13 protein-coding genes are annotated in these 18,997 nt (G+C 68.7%); 10 read left to right on the forward strand and 3 right to left on the reverse strand.

What is annotated here, in order from left to right; genetic code table 11:
- The first annotated feature begins 155 nt into the window (after positions 1 to 155).
- The 9 genes from aceK (at position 156) to bioB (ending at position 10,389) form a co-directional block, all read left to right on the forward strand.
- A complete protein-coding gene (aceK, locus tag WS66_RS27790; RefSeq protein WP_059600011.1) occupies positions 156 to 1,985 on the forward strand; it encodes a bifunctional isocitrate dehydrogenase kinase/phosphatase in 1,830 nt (609 codons plus the stop codon).
- Between the two features lie 67 nt (positions 1,986 to 2,052).
- Positions 2,053 to 2,820, forward strand: coding sequence for a carbonate dehydratase (gene can / locus WS66_RS27795; protein ID WP_059600043.1), 768 nt, complete (start codon positions 2,053 to 2,055; stop codon positions 2,818 to 2,820).
- Positions 2,821 to 2,955: 135 nt separating this feature from the next.
- Positions 2,956 to 3,633 (forward strand): SDR family oxidoreductase, encoded by a 678-nt coding sequence (locus WS66_RS27800; protein ID WP_059600010.1) that lies wholly within the window; start codon positions 2,956 to 2,958, stop codon positions 3,631 to 3,633.
- Between the two features lie 39 nt (positions 3,634 to 3,672).
- On the forward strand, positions 3,673 to 4,110 hold the full coding sequence (locus WS66_RS27805) for a YchJ family protein (protein ID WP_059600009.1): 438 nt from the start codon (positions 3,673 to 3,675) through the stop codon (positions 4,108 to 4,110).
- A 107-nt stretch (positions 4,111 to 4,217) separates the two neighbouring features.
- A complete protein-coding gene (locus WS66_RS27810; RefSeq protein WP_059600008.1) occupies positions 4,218 to 5,465 on the forward strand; it encodes a dienelactone hydrolase family protein in 1,248 nt (415 codons plus the stop codon).
- A gap of 549 nt (positions 5,466 to 6,014) precedes the next feature.
- Positions 6,015 to 7,361 (forward strand): adenosylmethionine--8-amino-7-oxononanoate transaminase, encoded by a 1,347-nt coding sequence (bioA, locus tag WS66_RS27820; protein ID WP_059600007.1) that lies wholly within the window; start codon positions 6,015 to 6,017, stop codon positions 7,359 to 7,361.
- 23 nt (positions 7,362 to 7,384) lie between these two features.
- The gene (gene bioF, locus WS66_RS27825; RefSeq protein ID WP_059600006.1) at positions 7,385 to 8,617 is read left to right on the forward strand and encodes an 8-amino-7-oxononanoate synthase; all 1,233 of its coding nucleotides are present in this window, start codon (positions 7,385 to 7,387) and stop codon (positions 8,615 to 8,617) included.
- A complete protein-coding gene (bioD, locus tag WS66_RS27830) occupies positions 8,614 to 9,333 on the forward strand; it encodes a dethiobiotin synthase (protein WP_059600005.1) in 720 nt (239 codons plus the stop codon). The genes bioF and bioD overlap by 4 nt, the downstream gene beginning before the upstream one ends.
- A gap of 36 nt (positions 9,334 to 9,369) precedes the next feature.
- On the forward strand, positions 9,370 to 10,389 hold the full coding sequence (bioB, locus tag WS66_RS27835; RefSeq protein WP_059600004.1) for a biotin synthase BioB: 1,020 nt from the start codon (positions 9,370 to 9,372) through the stop codon (positions 10,387 to 10,389).
- A 96-nt stretch (positions 10,390 to 10,485) separates the two neighbouring features.
- Here bioB and WS66_RS27840 read toward each other — a convergent pair whose 3' ends face one another.
- Both WS66_RS27840 and WS66_RS27845 read right to left on the reverse strand, forming a co-directional pair.
- Complete coding sequence (locus WS66_RS27840) at positions 10,486 to 11,211, reverse strand: copper homeostasis protein CutC (protein WP_059600003.1); 726 nt, start codon at positions 11,209 to 11,211, stop codon at positions 10,486 to 10,488.
- Positions 11,212 to 11,287: 76 nt separating this feature from the next.
- Positions 11,288 to 12,574 carry a sensor domain-containing phosphodiesterase gene (locus WS66_RS27845; protein ID WP_059600002.1) on the reverse strand — a complete coding sequence of 429 codons (1,287 nt, stop codon included), beginning with the start codon at positions 12,572 to 12,574 and terminating at the stop codon, positions 11,288 to 11,290.
- 291 nt (positions 12,575 to 12,865) lie between these two features.
- Here WS66_RS27845 and WS66_RS27850 point away from each other — a divergent pair, with 291 nt between their 5' ends.
- Entirely contained in the window at positions 12,866 to 14,533 is a 1,668-nt protein-coding gene (locus WS66_RS27850) for a Na+/H+ antiporter (RefSeq protein ID WP_059600001.1), read from the forward strand.
- Between the two features lie 85 nt (positions 14,534 to 14,618).
- On the opposite strand, the gene WS66_RS27855 is transcribed toward WS66_RS27850, so the two are convergent.
- The gene (locus WS66_RS27855) at positions 14,619 to 18,191 is read right to left on the reverse strand and encodes an indolepyruvate ferredoxin oxidoreductase family protein (protein ID WP_059600000.1); all 3,573 of its coding nucleotides are present in this window, start codon (positions 18,189 to 18,191) and stop codon (positions 14,619 to 14,621) included.
- Between the last annotated feature and the right edge of the window lie 806 nt (positions 18,192 to 18,997).

Raw genomic sequence — 18,997 nt, forward strand, 5'->3', positions numbered from 1 at the left:
CGTATCTTTACGCGAAGATGCACCGAACGGCATGTAACGGCGCACAACCCGCGCATTGACGGCGCTTGGGCGCCGGCTCCGAAAGTCATTGAAACGCCGACTTGGGCGCTAAAATGGCGAGTGCTTACAGTCCCTCTCGAACGAGCCTGCACGCGATGAATCACTTCCCCAAACTGCTGTCGTCGCAGATCGGTTTCGACGTCGCACAGACGATGCTCGAATACTTCGACCGCCACTACCGGATCTTCCGGGAAGCCGCCGTCGAGGCGAAGACGCTATACGAGCGCACCGACTGGCACGGCCTGCAGCGGCTGGCGCGCGAGCGGATCACGTCGTACGACGATCGCGTGCAGGAATGCGTCGAGGTGCTGGAGGACGAATACGACGCGGAGAACATCGACGACGAGGTGTGGCAGCAGATCAAGCTGCACTACATCGGCCTGCTCACGTCGCACCGCCAGCCCGAGTGCGCGGAGACGTTCTTCAATTCGGTGTGCTGCAAGATCCTGCACCGCTCGTATTTCAGCAACGATTTCATCTTCGTGCGGCCCGCGATCTCGACCGAATACCTCGAGAACGACGAGCCGGCCGCGAAGCCGACCTATCGCGCGTACTACCCGGGCACCGACGGGCTCGCGGCCACGCTCGAGCGCATCGTCACGAACTTCCAGCTCGAGCCGCCGTTCGAGGATCTCACGCGCGACATCGGCTGCGTGATGCAGTCGATCACCGACGAATTCGGCGAGTTCGACGCCGCGCCGAATTTCCAGATCCACGTGCTGTCGTCGCTCTTCTTCCGCAACAAGAGCGCGTACATCGTCGGCCGCATCATCAACGCCGATCGCGTGCTGCCGTTCGCGGTGCCGATCCGCCACGTGCGCCCGGGCCTGCTCGCGCTCGACACCGTGCTGCTGCGCCGCGAGCAGCTGCAGATCATCTTCAGCTTCTCGCATTCGTATTTCCTCGTCGACATGGGCGTGCCGTCCGCGTACGTGGACTTCCTCTGCACGATCATGCCGGGCAAGCCGAAGGCCGAGATCTACACGTCGGTCGGCTTGCAGAAGCAGGGCAAGAACCTGTTCTACCGCGACCTGCTGCACCATCTGTCGCATTCGAGCGACCGCTTCATCATCGCGCCCGGCATCAAGGGCCTCGTGATGCTCGTGTTCACGCTGCCGTCGTTCCCGTACGTGTTCAAGATCATCAAGGATCACTTCCCGCCGCCGAAGGAAACGACGCGCGCGCAGATCATGGAGAAGTACCAGCTCGTGAAGCGCCACGACCGTCTCGGGCGGATGGCCGACACGCTCGAGTATTCGAGTGTCGCGCTGCCGCTGTCGCGGCTCGACCATGCGCTCGTGCGCGAGCTGGAGAAGGAAGTGCCGTCGCTGCTCGAATACGAGGACGACAATCTCGTGATCAAGCACCTGTACATCGAGCGCCGGATGACGCCGCTCAACCTGTACCTGCAGAACGGCACCGACGCGGACATCGAACACGGCGTGAAGGAATACGGCAACGCGGTGAAAGAGCTGATGAAGGCCAACATCTTCCCGGGCGACATGCTGTACAAGAACTTCGGCGTCACGCGCCACGGCCGCGTCGTGTTCTACGACTACGACGAGATCGAGTACCTGACCGACTGCAACGTGCGGCGCGTGCCGCCGCCGCGCAACGAGGAAGACGAACTGTCCGGCGAGCCGTGGTATACCGTCGGCCCGCACGACATCTTTCCGGAAACCTACGGACCGTTCCTGCTCGGCGACCCGCGCGTGCGGACGGTCTTCATGAAGCATCACGCGGACTTTTTCGACCCCGCGCTGTGGCAGTCCAGCAAGGACAAGCTGCTGCAGGGCGAGTTGCCCGATTTTTTCCCGTACGACGCGTCGCTGCGCTTCAGCGTGCGCTACCCCGCGCGCTTCGACGCGACGCCGGGCGCCGATGACGCCGGTGACGATGCAGGCGACGCGCAGCGCGCCGCCTGACGCGCGACCGGATCCGATCGAATCGAACCCGTTATCGACCCGCTTTCCGCCAACGGAATCCACACCGATGAATACCCAAGACAATCCGCTTTCACATCTGTTCGACAACAACGACGCCTGGGTCAAGCGCCAGCTCGCCGAAGATCCCGACTTCTTCGCGCGTCTCGCCGATCAGCAGGCGCCGGAATATCTGTGGATCGGCTGCTCGGATTCGCGCGTGCCCGCGAACCAGATCATCGGCCTGCCGCCGGGCGAAGTGTTCGTGCACCGCAACATCGCGAACGTCGTCGTCCATAGCGACCTGAACTGCCTGTCGGTCATCCAGTTCGCGGTCGACATCCTGCGCGTGAAGCACATCATGGTCGTCGGCCACTACGGCTGCTCGGGCGTGAACGCGGCGCTCCACAACCGCCGCGTCGGCCTCGCGGACAACTGGCTGCATCACGTGCAGGACGTGCGCGAGCGCCACGCGGCGCTGCTCGACGACTGGCCGGTCGGGGAGGCGCGCTATCGCCGCCTGATCGAGCTGAACTCGATCGAGCAGGTCGTCAACGTATGCCGCACGACGATCGTCAACGACGCCTGGGCGCGCGGCCAGTCGCTCACCGTGCACGGGCTCGTGTATGGCGTGCACGACGGGCGGATGCGCAACCTCGGGATGTCCGTGTCGAACTTCGACGCGCTCGATGCGACCTACAAGCGCTGCGTCGCGGCGCTGACCGCGCGTGGCCAGCACGCGCCCGACAACGACATGGTCGCGGCGGATGCCGCGCGGCTCGACGACGTCGCGCAGGCGGTCGCCGACACGCTGAAGCCCTGCGGCGACGCGAAGTAACGTCCGCCGGCGCGGCGCGCACGCGCCGCGCGGCGCCAGGCCGAAGACGCATCACGCGCCTGGCCGCGACGGGCATCGCACTGATCTGACACCGACACTGCCGCGACGGCGGTGCACTGAGAAGGAGCGGCGAACATGAAAACCGTATTGATCGTCGGCGCATCGCGCGGCCTCGGACGCGAATTCGTCCGGCAATACCGGCGCGACGGCTGGAACGTGATCGCGACCGCGCGCGACGACGCGTCGCTCGCCGCGCTGCGCGAACTCGGCGCCCACGCGCACGCGCTCGACATCGCGCGGCCCGAACAGATCGCGGCGCTCGGCTGGAAGCTCGACGGCGAACGGCTCGACGCCGCGGTGCTCGTGTCGGGCGTGTACGGGCCGCGCACCGAAGGCGTCGAAACGATCGGCGCCGAGGATTTCGACGCGGTGATGCATACGAACGTGCGCGGGCCGATGCAGTTGCTGCCGATCCTGCTGCCGCTCGTCGAGGACGCGCGCGGCGTGCTCGCCGTCGTCTCGAGCCGGATGGGCAGCATCGCCGAGGCGACCGGCACGACCGGCTGGCTGTACCGCGCGAGCAAGGCCGCGCTGAACGACGTGCTGCGCATCGCGTCGCTGCAGACGCGCCACGCCGCATGCATTTCGCTCCATCCCGGCTGGGTGCGCACCGACATGGGCGGCGCGCAGGCCGCGATCGATCCGGAAACCAGCGTGACCGGCATGCGCCGCGTGATCGCGGAAGCCGGCGCGGACGTGTCGCGGTCCAACGGCCGTTTCTTCCAGTACGACGGCGTCGAGCTCAGCTGGTGAGCCGACATCACAACCCGGCGTCGTTAATTCACGATTCGCATGATTTTGAACCGACCTGACGCGTGCCCGTGCGGCGGCGCGTCCCCCGCGCCTGCCGGCAAAGCCCCGGCACCGCGCTATGCGGCCTGCTGCGGCCGCTTCATCGACGGCGGCGAAGCCGCGCCGACCGCGCTCGAGTTGATGCGCTCGCGGTACAGCGCGTACGTGCTCGGCGCGACCGACTACCTGCGCGCGACCTGGGACGCGCGCACCTGCCCGGCCGATCTCGATGCGGACCCGGATGCGCCCGACGCGCCGCGCTGGCTCGGCCTCGCGATCAAGCGCCATGCGCCGCTCGACGAACGGCACGCGGAGGTTGAATTCGTGGCCCGCTACAAGGTCGGCGGGCGCGCTTACCAGCTCCACGAGACGAGCCGGTTCACCCGCGACGAGCACGGGTTCTGGCGCTATGTCGACGGTGAAGTAAGTGAACGCTGACAAATAGTTGCTGTGTCAGACGCCGGGTAATTCCCGCATTGCACAACCTGAATTTGTCGGGCTAGGATGGCCCTCAGATTGGTCATGTTGCATGGCAGGGCTTACGAATGGCGTTCAGCAAGGTATTGGTGGGATGGATGGCGGCCTGTGCGCTGTCGGCCGCTCAGGCCGGTGCGCTGCCGAACGTCGGCGCGGCCACGGCAAGCGGTTCGCTCGCCCACGCCGAGCGCTTCGATTACGGCGATTCGGGCCTCCCGCAAGTCGCCGCGAACCTCAACGAACAAATCGTCAGCATTCCGGCCGATGCGTCGGGTTCCGTGATGCTCGAGGCCACGCTGTTCAAGCCGAACGGCCCCGGCCCCTTCCCGCTCGTCGTCTTCAACCACGGCAAGAACACCGGTGACCTCCATCAGCAGCCGCGCAGCCGGCCGCTCGCGTTCGCGCGCGAATTCGTGCGCCGCGGCTATGCGGTGATCGCACCGAACCGCCAGGGCTTCGCCGGGTCGGGCGGCTCGTACCAGCAGGAAGGCTGCAACGTCGGCAAGAACGGGCTCACGCAGGCCGCCGACGTCGACGCGACGGTCCGCTACATGTCGCGTCAGTCGTACATCGATGCGTCGCGCATCGTCGTCGCGGGCACGTCGCACGGCGGCCTCGTGTCGGTCGCGTACGGCACCGAAGCGGCGCCCGGCGTGCGCGGCATCATCAACTTCTCCGGCGGGCTGCGCCAGGATCTTTGCGACGGCTGGCAGCGCAATCTCGTCGATGCGTTCGACCAGTACGGCGCGCATACGGCCGTACGTTCGCTGTGGCTGTACGGCGACAACGATTCGGTGTGGACCCCCGCGCTCGTCGCGCAGATGCACGACGCGTACGTGTCGCACGGCACGCAGGCGCAGTTCATCGATTTCGGCCGCTACAAGGACGACGCGCACCGGCTGATCGTCGATCGCGACGGCGTGCCCGTGTGGTGGCCGGCCGTCAACGCGTTCCTCGCGGAACTGAACCTGCCGACCTCGGTGCGCTACGCGGTCGCCAACCCGCACGAACCGAAGGCGACCGGCTATGCGTCGATCGATGCGATCGACGCGGTGCCGTTCCTCGACGAGGCCGGCCGCGAAGGCTATCGCCGCTTCCTGAACCAGCATCCGAGCCGTGCCTTCGCGGTGTCCGCCGAAGGCGCGTGGTCGTGGGCCGAAGGCGGCGACGATCCGATGGCGCTCGCGCTCGACAACTGCTCGAAGCAGGGTGCGGGCGCATGCCGGCTGTATGCGGTCAACGACCGCGTCGTGTGGAACGCGACGCAGACGGCCGACGACGGCAACGCCAACTCGCGCGCACTCGCTTCGCGCTGACGCGCGAGCCGCGGCGCTCCGGGGCGGGCGCGGCCTGCGTCTGCCCTTCTCCCTTCTCCGTTTCGTGAACGCTCGCGCGGCCCGTGGCGGCGTTCGCACGCCCGTTCCACGCCCGTTCAGGCGGCCGCATGAGCCGCCGAAGAGCGCCCCGCCCGCCACGCCCTCCGGGGTCGCTTTCCGGTCTTTCCTGAACCGCGGCCGCGCCTGAGTCCGCACGCCATTCGCCTACGACCGCGCACATCGCATCGCGCTTCCGCCCCTTTTTATTCGCGCCCCGATTTTTCGCCCGTCGGCAACCGCCAGCGCCGCGATTTTTTTCTGTCGGGGGGTGTCACTCGAACGTCGTCATCTGCGGTCATTTCTGGGCATCTGGCGCGTACCGTCCCGAGCACCCCGTATCTGCGCCGAACTCCCGTCCAGCAAGGCTTTGCGGTGTTTGTAACCGGTAGTGCAACGTGCGGCGGAACACGCTAATCTCACCGCGTTTTCCGTCTGTCGCCGCGCGGCATCCCGTTCGATGCCCGCCGCCGTTTTACCCCCGGAGTTGCCTTGAGTACGCCAGCCACCGACGACTGGGTCGCGCGCAGCCTGCGCGCGGTCTGGCATCCCTGCACCCAGATGAAGCACCACGAGCGCATGCCGCTCATTCCCGTCGCGCGCGGCGCGGGCCTGTGGCTGTACGACCGCGACGGGCGCCGCTACTTCGACGCGATCAGCTCGTGGTGGGTGAACCTGTTCGGCCATGCGAACCCGGACATCAACGCGGCGCTGAAGGACCAGCTCGACACGCTCGAGCACGCGATGCTCGCCGGCTGCACGCACGAGCCGGCGATCGAGCTCGCCGAGCGGCTGCATGCGCTCACCGCGCGCACGCTCGGCCATGCGTTCTTCGCGTCGGACGGCGCGTCGGCGGTCGAGATCGCGCTGAAGATGAGCTTCCATGCGTGGCGCAACCGCGGCCGCGCGGACAAGCGCGAATTCGTGTGCGTTGCAAACAGCTATCACGGCGAGACCATCGGCGCGCTCGGCGTGACCGACGTCGCGCTGTTCAAGGACGCGTACGACCCGTTGATCCGCCACGCGCACGTGGTCGCGTCGCCCGACGCACGCGGCGCGCTGCCGGGCGAGACGGCCGCCGACGTCGCGGGCCACGCGCTCGACGACGTGCGGCGCCTGTTCACCGAACGCGCCGACCGGATCGCCGCGTTGATCGTCGAGCCGCTCGTGCAATGCGCGGCCGGCATGGCGATGCACGATCCGTCGTACGTGCGCGGGCTGCGCGCGCTGTGCGACGAATTCGGCGTGCACCTGATCGCCGACGAGATCGCGGTCGGCTGCGGCCGCACCGGCACCTTCTTCGCATGCGAGCAGGCAGGCGTGTGGCCCGATTTCCTGTGCCTGTCGAAGGGCATCAGCGGCGGGTACCTGCCGCTGTCGCTCGTGCTCACGCGCGACGACGTGTTCGCGGCCTTCTACGACGACGACACGACGCGCGGCTTCCTGCATTCGCATTCGTACACCGGCAACCCGCTCGCGTGCCGCGCGGCGGTCGCGACGCTCGACCTGTTCGCCCGCGACGACGTGCTCGCGAGCAACGCGCGCAAGTCGGCCGCGATGCGCGCGGCGCTCGCTCCGCTCGACGCGCACCCGCAGGTGCGTCACCTGCGCGAGCGCGGCACGCTGTTCGCCTTTGACGTCGCGCTCGACGGCGACGCGGCACGCGGCTTCTCGCGGCGCTTCTTCGAACGCGCGCTGGAACGCGAGCTGCTGCTGCGCCCGATCGGCACGACCGTGTACCTGATGCCGCCGTACGTGATGAGCGACGACGACATCGCGTGGCTCGCGCAACGCACGCGCGACACGCTCGACGCGACGCTCGCGGAGGTGGCGCGATGAAGCAATCCTCACGGGAAACGACCATGCCCCTGCTCGACACGCTACAGCGCGGCCTCGCCGAACTCGATGCGCAGGGCCTGCGACGCGTGCGCCGCACCGCCGACACCGCGTGCGACGCGCACATGCGCGTCGACGGCCGCGACATCGTCGGCTTCGCGAGCAACGATTACCTCGGCCTCGCCGCGCATCCCGCGCTCGTCGCCGCGTTCGCCGAAGGCGCGCAGCGCTACGGCTCCGGCAGCGGCGGCTCGCATCTGCTCGGCGGCCATTCGCGCGCGCACGCGACGCTCGAGGACGAACTCGCCGCCTTCGCGGGCGGCTTCTCCGATGCACCGCGCGCGCTGTACTTCAGCACCGGCTACATGGCGAACCTCGCCGCGATGACGGCACTTGCGGGCAAGCACGCGACGATCTTCTCGGACGCGCTGAATCACGCTTCGCTGATCGACGGGATCCGGCTGTCGCGCGCGACCGTGCAGGTCTACCCGCATGCGGACATGGCCGCGCTCGCGGCGCTGCTCGATGCGTCGGAGGCCGAAACGAAACTGATCGTCAGCGACACCGTGTTCAGCATGGACGGCGACATCGCGCCGCTCGCCGAACTCGTCGCGCTGGCCGAACGCCACGGCGCGTGGCTCGTCGTCGACGACGCGCATGGCTTCGGCGTGCTCGGCCCGCAAGGCCGCGGCACGCTCGCGGCCGCCGCGCTACGCTCGCCGAACCTTGTGTACGTCGGCACGCTGGGCAAGGCCGCCGGCGTCGCGGGTGCATTCGTCATCTCGCACGAGACCGTGATCGAATGGATGATCCAGCGCGCGCGCAGCTACATCTTCACGACGGCCGCGCCGCCGGCCGTCGCGCATGCCGTCTCGGCGAGCCTGAAAGTCATCGCCGGTGACGAAGGCGATGCGCGACGCGCACACCTCGCAGCGCTGATCGAGCGCACGCGCGCGCTGCTGCGCATGACGCGCTGGCAGCCGGTCGACTCGCACACGGCCGTGCAGCCGCTCGTGATCGGCAGCAACGACGCGACGCTCGCGGCGATGCGCTCGCTCGACGCGCACGGCCTGTGGGTGCCCGCGATCCGGCCGCCGACGGTGCCCGCCGGCACGTCGCGGCTGCGCATCTCGCTGTCGGCCGCGCATTCGTTCGACGATCTCGCGCGGCTCGAAACCGCGCTGATCGAAGCCAGCGAAGGAGCGGACCACCCCGACGCTCACGCGCGTTCGCTGCCCCCCGATGAGGCTGCAGCATGACGGCCCCGCTTTCCCTCTTCGTCACCGGCACCGACACCGAGATCGGCAAGACCTTCGTGTCGGCCGCGATGCTGCACGGCTTTGCGCGGCACGGGCTGCGCGCGGCCGCGCTTAAGCCCGTCGCCGCCGGCGCGTACGAACGCGACGGCGTCTGGCGCAACGAGGACGCCGACCAGCTCGACGCGGCCGCGAACGTCGTGCTGCCGCCCGAGCTGCGCACGCCGTTCCTGCTGAAGGCGCCGGCCGCACCGCACATCGTCGCCGCGCAGGAAGGCGTGACGCTCGACATCGACACGATCGTCGCGAGCCACCGCGAAGCGCTGACGCGCGCGGACGTCGTCGTCGTCGAAGGCGTGGGCGGCTTCCGCGTGCCGCTGAACGACACGCAGGACACGGCCGATCTCGCGGTTGCGCTCGCCCTGCCCGTCGTGCTGGTCGTCGGCGTGCGGCTCGGCTGCATCAGCCACGCGCTGCTAACGGCCGACGCGATTCGCCAGCGCGGTCTCACGCTCGCCGGCTGGGTGGCGAACCACGTCGACCCGGCCATGTCGTACGCCGACGAGAACGTCGCGACGATCCGCGACTGGCTCGCGCGCGAGCATCGCGCGCCGCTCCTCGGCCGCATCGCGCACCTGCGCCCGGCCGCCCCCGAATCCGCGGCGGCGATGCTCGACATCGCCACGCTCATCGACACGCTGCGCCACGCGCGGCACTGATCTCCCGATCCCCGCATCCACGACAGGAAAACCACCATGACCCAAGCCCAGACCGCCGCCGTGCAACCCGACGCGATCCCCGTGGCCGCCCCGGCATCGCAGCGCTGGCGCGTCGCCGACGTCGTCGCGCTGTTCGAGCTGCCGTTCAACGACCTGATGTTCCGCGCGCAGCAGGTGCATCGCGAGCACTTCGACGCGAACGCGGTGCAACTGTCGACGCTGCTGTCGATCAAGACGGGCGGCTGCGAGGAGGATTGCGGCTACTGCTCGCAGTCGTCGCATCACGAAACGGGCCTGAAGGCCGAGAAGCTGATGGACGTCGACACGGTGCTCGAGGCCGCGCGCGCGGCGAAGGCGAACGGCGCGAGCCGCTTCTGCATGGGCGCCGCATGGCGCAACCCCAAGGAGCGCCACATGCCGGCGCTGACCGAGATGGTGCGCGGCGTGAAGGAGCTGGGCCTCGAAACCTGCATGACGCTCGGCATGCTCGAGGACGAGCAGGCGCAGCAACTCGCCGACGCGGGCCTCGACTACTACAACCACAACCTCGACACGTCGCCGGAGTTCTACGGCCAGGTGATCTCGACGCGCACGTACCAGGACCGTCTCGACACGCTCGACCGCGTGCGCGATGCGGGCATCAACGTGTGCTGCGGCGGCATCATCGGGATGGGCGAATCGCGCCGCGAACGCGCGGGCCTGATTTCGCAGCTCGCGAATCTGAACCCGTATCCGGAGTCGGTGCCGATCAACAACCTCGTCGCGATCGAAGGCACGCCGCTCGAAGGCACCGCGCCGCTCGACCCGTTCGAATTCGTGCGCACGATCGCGGTTGCGCGCATCACGATGCCCAAGGCCGTGGTGCGCCTGTCGGCCGGCCGCGAGCAGCTCGACGACGCGATGCAGGCGATGTGCTTCCTCGCGGGCGCGAACTCGATGTTCTACGGCGACCAGCTGCTGACCACGAGCAATCCGCAGACGCAGCGCGACCGCGCGCTGTTCGAGCGCCTCGGCATCCGCGCAAGCCAGGCCGACGCGCTGGCAGAGAACGCGTAAGCGACTGCGGCGCGTCTGGCTTGCAGACGAAAAAGCCGGGGCAGGCCCCGGCTTTTTTTCACCCGATCGTCAGCGCGCGGCTTTCAGCACCGCCCGTCACACATGCGCCGCCGCGCCGTCGAGCGCCGCGCGCACGCGCTCGACGCGCTGTTCGTCGACGGGCGCCAGCACCTCGCCGCGCGGCCGCACGCCCGAGCCGAAATGCACCGCGCGCACGCCGGTGGCGCGGATGAAATCACCCACGGCGTCGATCGTGAGCCCCGAGCCGGCCAGCACCGTGCAGGTCGAACCCGCCGCCTGCCGCACCAGCCGCGTGATCGTCGCGACCGCGTCCAGCACCGACGGATGGCCGCCCGAGGTCAGCACCGACGTGACGGCCGGCACGCGCAGCAGCGCGTCGAACGCGGCATTGAGGTCGCGCGACACGTCGAATGCACGATGAAACGTCAGGTCGCGTCCGTCCACGGCTGCCGCGACGCGCTCGAGCGCATCGAGATCGACGTCGCCGCGCGCATCGAGCGCGCCGAACACGACGCCGTTCGCACCGGCCGCGACAGCCGCGCGCACATCGCGTTCGATCACGCGCAGGTCGTCGGTGTCGTAGACGAACGATCGGCTGTGCGGCCGCACGATCACGTTCACCGGAATCGCCACGGCAGCCACGACGGCCTCGATCAGGCCGATGCTCGGCGTCAGCCCGCCTTCGCTGATGGCGGTCACGAGTTCGAGGCGGTTGGCGCCCGCGCGGGCGGCGGCCTTCGCGTCGCCGACGGTGGTGGCGATCACTTCGAGGAGGACGGAGGAAGCGGCGGTTCGGCTCATCGGCGGCTCGCGAATCGTCAGGACAATTCGCGCATCCTAGCCGAGCGGCGTGAACCGCGCCAGCACGACGCCGTGGCTATGCGCCGTCCGCTTCCTCGTCGATCCAGTCGATATCGCCGCACAGCACGTGCTGCGCGTCGCCGATGCGCACGGCTACCGACAGCGTCACGCATGGCTGCGCCTCGTTGATCGACAGGTACGGGCGCGTGACCTGCACGCGTCCGGGCTCGGCGATCGCCGTGCGGAAATATGGCCTGCGCAGCCAGTTCGCACCCTGCGCGTCGGACAGCGGCGAGAAACGCGCCTCGGCGAGCGCGCGGTCCGCGCGCAGCACGACGTTGCGGCCCGCCTGGCGGCCCCGCGCGTCGAGCAGGAAGCAGCGCGCGGCGGCGTCGAGGGCGAGGAAGTTCCAGCACACCTCGTCGAGCGGCTCGCCGGCCGCCACCCGCTCGGCCGCACGCTCGAACGCGCGCAGGTACGGCGCGAGCCGCTGCGTATCGCGCCGCTCGCGCGCTTCGGTTTGTTGCCGAAAGCGCTCGGTCAGCTCGCCGATGCAGCCGGTCGCCGTCGCGCTGTCGGGCAGCCCGGGCGCCGGGCGGCCGAAGTAATAGCCCTGCACGAAATCCGCCTCGCACGACAGCGCGATCTGCGCGTCGTGCTCGGTCTCGATCCCCTCGACGAGCACGAGCTTGCCGGCCTCGTGCAGCAGCGTGACGAGCCCGTGCAGGATCGCGGTCAGCCCAGTGCGGTGGGCCGCGTGCGACAGCATGATCCGGTCGAGTTTCACGATGTCCGGATTCAATTGCCAGATCCGCTCGAGGTTCGAATGGCCGGCGCCGAAATCGTCGAGCGCGATCAGGAAGCCCTGCGCGCGGAATTCGCGCACGGCTTCGGCGAGCCGCTCGATGTCCTCCGCGCGCTGTTCGAGCACTTCGAGCACGACGCGGCGCGGCGGCATGCCGACCCGCTTCAGGTTCGCGAGCAGCGCGGCCGCCTGGAACGGGTCGGTGAGCACGCCGGGATGCACGTTGAGGAACAGCCATTCGCGCTCGGCGCCGAGCAGCGCGAAGTTCTCGAGATGCAGCGCCTGCGCGAGCCGGTCGAGCTGCAGCAGTTCGCCCTGGCGCGCGGCCTCGCCGAACACGTCGAGCGGCGACACCGCCCGGTCGAGCGCGTCATGGGCGCGCAATAGCGCCTCGTAGCCCACCGCACGCTGGTGCGACAGGCTGAAGATCGGCTGGAACACGGTCGTGAGCGTCAGGTCGCGATGCTGCGTCGCAAGGCGTTCGAGGCCGGAGCTCATCTCCCGCTCGAAACGATACGGCGAAGCGGTGGCCGGACGCTCCTGTTGCACGATCGTCATGGCGCCCTCCTGGTGTTGCAGCCGAACGCGGCGAGTGCTTGAAACGGCGCGCGCAATGTCATGGTGGAATCCTCGGTTGTCCGGCCGGTGCCGGACGGTACGCAAGCATCAAGCAAGCTCCGTGCAAGGCCTTGAACCACGCGCCACGCCTACGTGCGGCGCCGCCGCACCAGCGTGGCGCAGGCCGGATGCACCGTTTGCGTGCACCCGCACCGGTGCGCTCGAACGCACCCGTCATGCCGTCACGCTAAACTCCGTACGGTCGTTTCATTCTCCACACTTGCCGTATCGATGGAAATCGTCTTCACAGTCCTGATCCTGCTGCTGACCGTCGCGCTGTCCGGCGCGGTCACGCGCATCCTGCCGCTGCAGTTGCCGCTGCCGCTGATGCAGATCGCGTTCGGCGCGATGCTCGCGTGGCCGAAGCTGAACCTGCACGTCGCGTTCGATCCCGAAATCTTCATGCTGCTGTTCATTCCGCCGCTGCTGTTCGCGGACGGCTGGCGGATTCCGAAACGCGAGCTGTACCTGCAGCGCCGCGCGATCCTGATGCTCGCATTCGGGCTCGTGTTCATGACGGTACTCGCAGTCGGGTACTTCGCGCACTGGCTGATACCCGAGTTGCCGCTGCCGATCGCGTTCGCGCTCGCGGCCGTGCTGTCGCCCACCGACGCGGTCGCGCTGTCAGGCATCGCCGGCAAGGGGCGGATTCCGCCGCAGCTGATGCACATCCTCGAAGGCGAGGCGCTGATGAACGACGCGTCGGGCCTGGTCGCGCTGAAGTTCGCGGTCGCGGCTGCGCTCACCGGCGTGTTCTCGCTGCGCGATGCGTCGATCTCGTTCGTGATCGTCGCCGCCGGCGGGCTCGCGACGGGCGCGGTCGTGTCGTGGGTGTTCAGCGCGCTGTCGACGCGCTTCCTGAACGCCGAGCAGGAAGGCGACCCGGCCCCCGGCATCGTGATGACGCTGCTCGTGCCGTTCGCCGCCTATCTGTTCGCCGAGCACCTCGAGCTGTCGGGCGTGCTCGCGGCCGTCTCGGCCGGGATGATGATGAACTACACGAGCTTCTCCCGCAAAAGCACGGTCGCGTCGCGCGTGCGGGCCGAAAGCACGTGGGCGATGATCGAGTTCGTGTTCAACGGCATGGTGTTCATCATGCTCGGGCTGCAGCTGCCGCACATCATCGGCCGCGCGCTCGTCGACGCGCATCACACGAGCGACGCGCTCGTCGGCCGGACGATCTTCAACGTATGCGCGATGATGCTCGCGCTGTACGCGATCCGCTTCCTTTGGGTCTGGCTGCTGCGCTGGATCGCGAGCCGCCGCGCCGCGCGCCACGGCCTCGCGGGCACGATGGCCGGCGTGCGCACGATCGCGGTGATGACGGTCGGCGGCGTGCGCGGCGCGGTCACGCTCGCGGGCGTGCTGTCGATCCCCGTCGCGCTCGCCGACGGCGCGCCGCTGCCCGGGCGCGACACCGCGATCTTCGTCGCGTCGGCCGTGATCCTCGGTTCGCTGGTCGTGGCGGTGATCGGCCTGCCGTTGCTGCTGCGCGGCGTGCGCTCGACGCGCAACCCGCTCGCCGACGAGGAGCGCACCGCGCGCGCGGCCGCGGCGCAGGCCGCGATTCGCGCGATCGACTCGTCGCACGACGCGATCTCGGCCGATCTCGACGAATCGGGCGCCGCGCGCTGCGCGGACATCTCCGCGCGCGTGATGGACCAGTATCGCCGCCGCCTCGCCGCGCTCGCGGAGGACGGCCCGACGCCGCGCGCGGAAGCCAAGCAGACCGAAACGATGGAACTGCAGATGCGGATCGCGGCGGTGCGCGCGGAACGTTCGGTGTTGTACCGGCTGCGCAGCGAAAGCAAGATTTCCGACGAAACGCTGACGAAGCTCATCCGCGAGATCGATCTGTCGGAAACCGCGCTGTCGACGCGCAAGAAAGGCATTCTCTGACGGGCTGGTCGATGCGCGTAAGCAATCGCCCATAAAAAACGGCGACGCCGAAGCGTCGCCGTTTTTCCATCCGCCCGTGTTCGCGTTACTTCGCGACGACGACCGGAATTCCCTTCAACATGCCGGCGCCCTTCATCTCGTCGAGCGCGTGCTGCACGGCCGCGCTCGTCGCCGCGTCGATGCCGAGCTGCAGCGCAAGCTCGCGCTCCGCGCGCTTCACGCCGGCCAGGTTGCGCACCTTCACGTGACCGAAGCCGCGCACGCGGGCGTGCAGGTCGGCCAGTTGCGCGACCTGCGCCGCATTGCCGGTGGTCGTCGCGGCGAGCGCGCGCGTGAGCGTCGTCTCGTAGTCGTCCGCGAGCGCGCGCTCCATCCTGCGCTCGACGGTGCGGCCGAACGGATCGAGCCACGTGCCGCGCAGGCTGCGCACACGCGCCAGCATGCCGAACACCGGCCACATCCACTGGCCGAACACGCGCTTCTTCGGCACGCTGCCGTCGCGGCCGGCCTTCGCGACCGTCGGCGGCGCCAGGTTGAACTTCACGCGATACGCCTGCCCCGGCACGCCTTCGAACTGCGCCTCGAGCGCCGTGCGGAACGCGTCGTCCGTGAAAAGCCGCGCGACCTCGTATTCGTCCTTCACCGCGAGCAGCCGGTAGAACGTCGTGGCGACCGCGCGTGTCAGCGCGTCGTCGCCCTTCGCGGCCGCCGCGTTCACGAGCGCACGGTAACGCTCGACGTAACGTGCACCTCCATATGCCTCGAGACGCGCTTCGCGATCGGTGATCAGTTCGGCAAGCGTTTCCGGCGCGGCGTGCGCGGCCACCGCGTGACGCGCGTTCCACAACGCATCGAGGCCCGCCGCATCGCCGGCCGCCATTCGGCCGATCGCGAACGCGAGCTTGTTCATCGGCACCGCGACGTTGTTCAGCTCGATCGCGCGCATCATCGCGGCGAGCGACACCGGCACGAGGCCGAGCTGCCATGCGTAGCCGAGCATCAGGATGTTCGCGCCGATCGAATCGCCGAGGAATTTCGCGGCGAGCGCCTGAGCGTCGCAGCTCGACATATAGCCTTCACCGGCCGCATGGTGCATTTTTTCGAGCAGCGCATCCGCGTGCAGGTTCGCGTCGGGGTTCTGCACGAACGACGCGTTCGGAATCCTGTGCGTGTTGACGACGATCCGCGTGCGCTCATGGCGCACCGTCTGCAGCGCCTCGGCGCTCGCGCCGACGACCATGTCGCACGCGAGCAGCACGTCAGCCTGCTGCGTGTCGATGCGCACCTGGTTGAGCCACCGGTCGCTCGACGCGATCCGCACGAACGACAGCACCGAACCGCCCTTCTGCGCGAAGCCCATGAAGTCGAGCACCGACGCGCTCTTGCCTTCGAGGTGCGCGGCCATGCTGATCAGCGCGCCGACCGTCACGACGCCGGTGCCGCCCACGCCCGTGACGAGCATGTCGTACGGCGCCGCGTCGAGATGCGTCGCGGGCACCGGCAGCGCGTCGACGCGCACGGCGAGCGCCGCCTCGTCGAACGCCGCGCCCGCGGCCTTCTTCAACGCCGCGCCTTCGACCGTCACGAAGCTCGGGCAGAAACCGTTCACGCACGAGTAGTCCTTGTTGCACGACGACTGATCGATGCGGCGCTTGCGGCCGAGCGACGTCTCGAGCGGCTCGACCGACAGGCAGTTCGACTGCACGCCGCAATCGCCGCAGCCTTCGCATACTGCGTCGTTGATGAACAGGCGCTTGTCCGGGTCGGGGAACTCGCCCTTCTTGCGGCGGCGGCGCTTCTCGGCCGCGCAGGTCTGGTCGTAGATCAGCACGGTGACGCCCGGCGTCTCGCGCAGCTCGCGCTGCACCGCGTCGAGTTCGCTGCGGTGATGGAACGTCGTGCCCTTCGGGAACAGGCCATGATGGCCGTCGTACTTCTCCGGCTCGTCGGACACCACGACGAAGCGCGACACGCCTTCCGCCTCGACCTGCCGTGCGATCTGCGGCACCGAGATGCTGCCGTCGACCGGCTGGCCGCCCGTCATCGCGACCGCGTCGTTGTAGAGGATCTTGTACGTGATGTTCGCTTTCGCGGCGACGGCCTGGCGGATCGCGAGGATGCCCGAGTGGAAGTAGGTGCCGTCGCCGAGGTTCTGGAACACGTGCTTCGTGTTGGTGAACATCGCGTGCGCGGCCCAGTCGACGCCCTCGCCGCCCATCTGGATGAGGCCCGTCGTGTCGCGCTCCATCCACGACGCCATGAAGTGGCAGCCGATGCCGGCCTGCGCGATCGATCCTTCGGGCACCTTCGTCGACGTGTTGTGCGGGCAGCCGGAGCAGAAATACGGCGTGCGCTTCACCGCGTCCGCCTCGTTCGACAGGATCTGCGGCGCGACGAGATCGACGACGCGCTCGCGGCGATCGAGCGCCGGCTTGTGGCGCGCGAGCCAGGTGGCGAACACCGGCAGAATGCGCGACGGGCGCAGCTCGCCGAGCTCGGACAGCAGGCACGCGCCTTCGGCATCGTGCTTGCCGAGCACGCGCGGGCGCGCACCGTCCGCGCGGTTGTACAGGTAGTCCTTGATCTGCTGCTCGATCACCGGGCCCTTCTCTTCGATGACGAGCACTTCCGACAGGCCGTCGACGAAGGTTTCGATCCGCGTCATCTCGAGCGGATACGACAGGCCGACCTTGTAGATCCGCACGCCGGCCGCTTCCAGGTCGGCGACGGTGAGGTCGAGCCGGCGCAGCGCTTCCATCAGGTCGAGGTGCGCCTTGCCGCACGTGACGATGCCGACGTTCGCGTGCGTGCTCGGCGCGATCCACTTGTCGATGCTGTTGGTGCGCGCGAAATGGCGCACCGCGTCGAGCTTCGCCGCGAGGCGCGCCTCGATCGTGAGGCTCGGCAGGTCGGGCCAGCGGTTGTGCAGACCGCCCGACGGCGGCGTAAAGCCCGCCGGCGCCGGCCATTGCGTCTGCAGCGCGTCGAGATCGACGGTCGAGCCCGACTCGACGGTCTCCGAGATCGCCTTGAAGCCGACCCACGCGCCCGAGAAGCGCGACAGCGCCCAGCCGTACAGCCCGAACTCGAGCATGTCCGCGATGTTCGACGGGTTCACGACCGGCATATGCCACGCGATCATCGCGAAGTCGCTCTGGTGCGGCATCGACGACGACACGCAGCCATGGTCATCGCCCGCCACCACCAGCACGCCGCCGTGCGGCGACGAGCCATATGCGTTGCCGTGCTTCAGCGCGTCGCCGGCGCGGTCGACGCCGGGGCCCTTGCCGTACCACATCGCATACACGCCATCGACGGTGCGCTCCGGGTCGGCCTCGACGCGCTGCGTGCCGAGCACCGCGGTGCCGCCGAGTTCCTCGTTGATCGCGGGCAGGAAGCGCACGCCGCTGCCGTCGAGCAGCTTCTTCGCCTTCCATAGCTGCTGGTCGACCATCCCGAGCGGCGAGCCGCGGTAGCCGCTGACGAAGCCGGCCGTGTTCAGGCCCTGCGCAGTATCGGACGCGCGCTGCATCAGCAGCAGGCGTACCAGCGCCTGCGTGCCGGTCAGGAAGATCCGGCCGCGCGTGGCGGTCAGGTTGTCGGTCAGGCGGTAGTCGGATAGCGCGGGCGTGCCGTCAACGGGCAGTCGGGCGGTCATGGGGGATGTCTCCTGATTGTGTGTTCTGGGCTGCGCATCGGGGGCGTCGGGCGACGCCGGCCGGGGCCAACTGGATGGCTCTATTTTTTCGCGGGAGGGCGAGAAAGTTTTTTCTCATCTTGCTCGAACGGCGCCCGAGTGAGAAAAACTGCGCAGGATTTGGCCGCTAATTGAGAGAGTTTTCGCGCGGGGCGGCGGACGGCTTCTGGAGGCATCTCGGCGTGGGCGATGTGGTTGCCTCGAAAACGCGGGGATAGGCGGAAGGCGGCCCGCGGGCGCGGCGGTGGGCGCTCGCGGGCCGTGCGGCAAGGGTTCGCGCGGCAGAACAGGCGCGTCCTCACCCATCGGATGCACAGCGTTCCGATTGGTCGCGGATGCGGGATGTCCACAATGCCGGGGACTGCGGGCGAAACGGGCGGGCACGCTCACCGGTCGATTGCACAGGGTTTCGAGTCGCGTGGGAGGCAGGATGTCCACACCTCGATCGCCCCGCGGTTCGAGCGGATGCCGGCGCTCACCGTTGAAATCCACAGCAAGGCGAGTCGATGTTGGCGGGAGATATCCACACCGCCCGATGCCTGTCCGGCCGCGGCGACGCTCGCTCTCACCTGTCGGATGCACAGATTTGCGACTCGGTTCGGCGGTGCGATATCCACACCGCTGTCCGCCCGTGCGTAGCTCCGGAGCGCGGTCCGGTCGTCGCGGCAATGCAAGCGCGGGCGCGGCGAGCGCGTGTCGGGTGCCGCTGCCGGATTCGCGCGGATGGGGGCCTCCGTGCGCGAGCCCTGACAAGGCTTTGGGGTTCA

Origin of the sequence: Burkholderia sp. LA-2-3-30-S1-D2 (assembly GCF_001523915.2) — a bacterium.
Classification (GTDB): domain Bacteria; phylum Pseudomonadota; class Gammaproteobacteria; order Burkholderiales; family Burkholderiaceae; genus Burkholderia; species Burkholderia diffusa.

Excerpts from the sequence above, each read along its gene's own strand:
- WS66_RS27840 (WP_059600003.1), bottom strand. The coding sequence starts at position 11,211 with ATGAGCCGAACCGCCGCTTCCTCCGTCCTCCTCGAAGTGATCGCCACC.
- aceK (WP_059600011.1), top strand. The coding sequence starts at position 156 with ATGAATCACTTCCCCAAACTGCTGTCGTCGCAGATCGGTTTCGACGTC.
- WS66_RS27805 (WP_059600009.1), top strand. The coding sequence starts at position 3,673 with ATGATTTTGAACCGACCTGACGCGTGCCCGTGCGGCGGCGCGTCCCCC.
- bioF (WP_059600006.1), top strand. The coding sequence starts at position 7,385 with ATGCCCCTGCTCGACACGCTACAGCGCGGCCTCGCCGAACTCGATGCG.
- WS66_RS27845 (WP_059600002.1), bottom strand. The coding sequence starts at position 12,574 with ATGACGATCGTGCAACAGGAGCGTCCGGCCACCGCTTCGCCGTATCGT.
- WS66_RS27800 (WP_059600010.1), top strand. The coding sequence starts at position 2,956 with ATGAAAACCGTATTGATCGTCGGCGCATCGCGCGGCCTCGGACGCGAA.
- bioB (WP_059600004.1), top strand. The coding sequence starts at position 9,370 with ATGACCCAAGCCCAGACCGCCGCCGTGCAACCCGACGCGATCCCCGTG.
- WS66_RS27810 (WP_059600008.1), top strand. The coding sequence starts at position 4,218 with ATGGCGTTCAGCAAGGTATTGGTGGGATGGATGGCGGCCTGTGCGCTG.
- can (WP_059600043.1), top strand. The coding sequence starts at position 2,053 with ATGAATACCCAAGACAATCCGCTTTCACATCTGTTCGACAACAACGAC.
- WS66_RS27855 (WP_059600000.1), bottom strand. The coding sequence starts at position 18,191 with ATGACCGCCCGACTGCCCGTTGACGGCACGCCCGCGCTATCCGACTAC.
- bioD (WP_059600005.1), top strand. The coding sequence starts at position 8,614 with ATGACGGCCCCGCTTTCCCTCTTCGTCACCGGCACCGACACCGAGATC.
- WS66_RS27850 (WP_059600001.1), top strand. The coding sequence starts at position 12,866 with ATGGAAATCGTCTTCACAGTCCTGATCCTGCTGCTGACCGTCGCGCTG.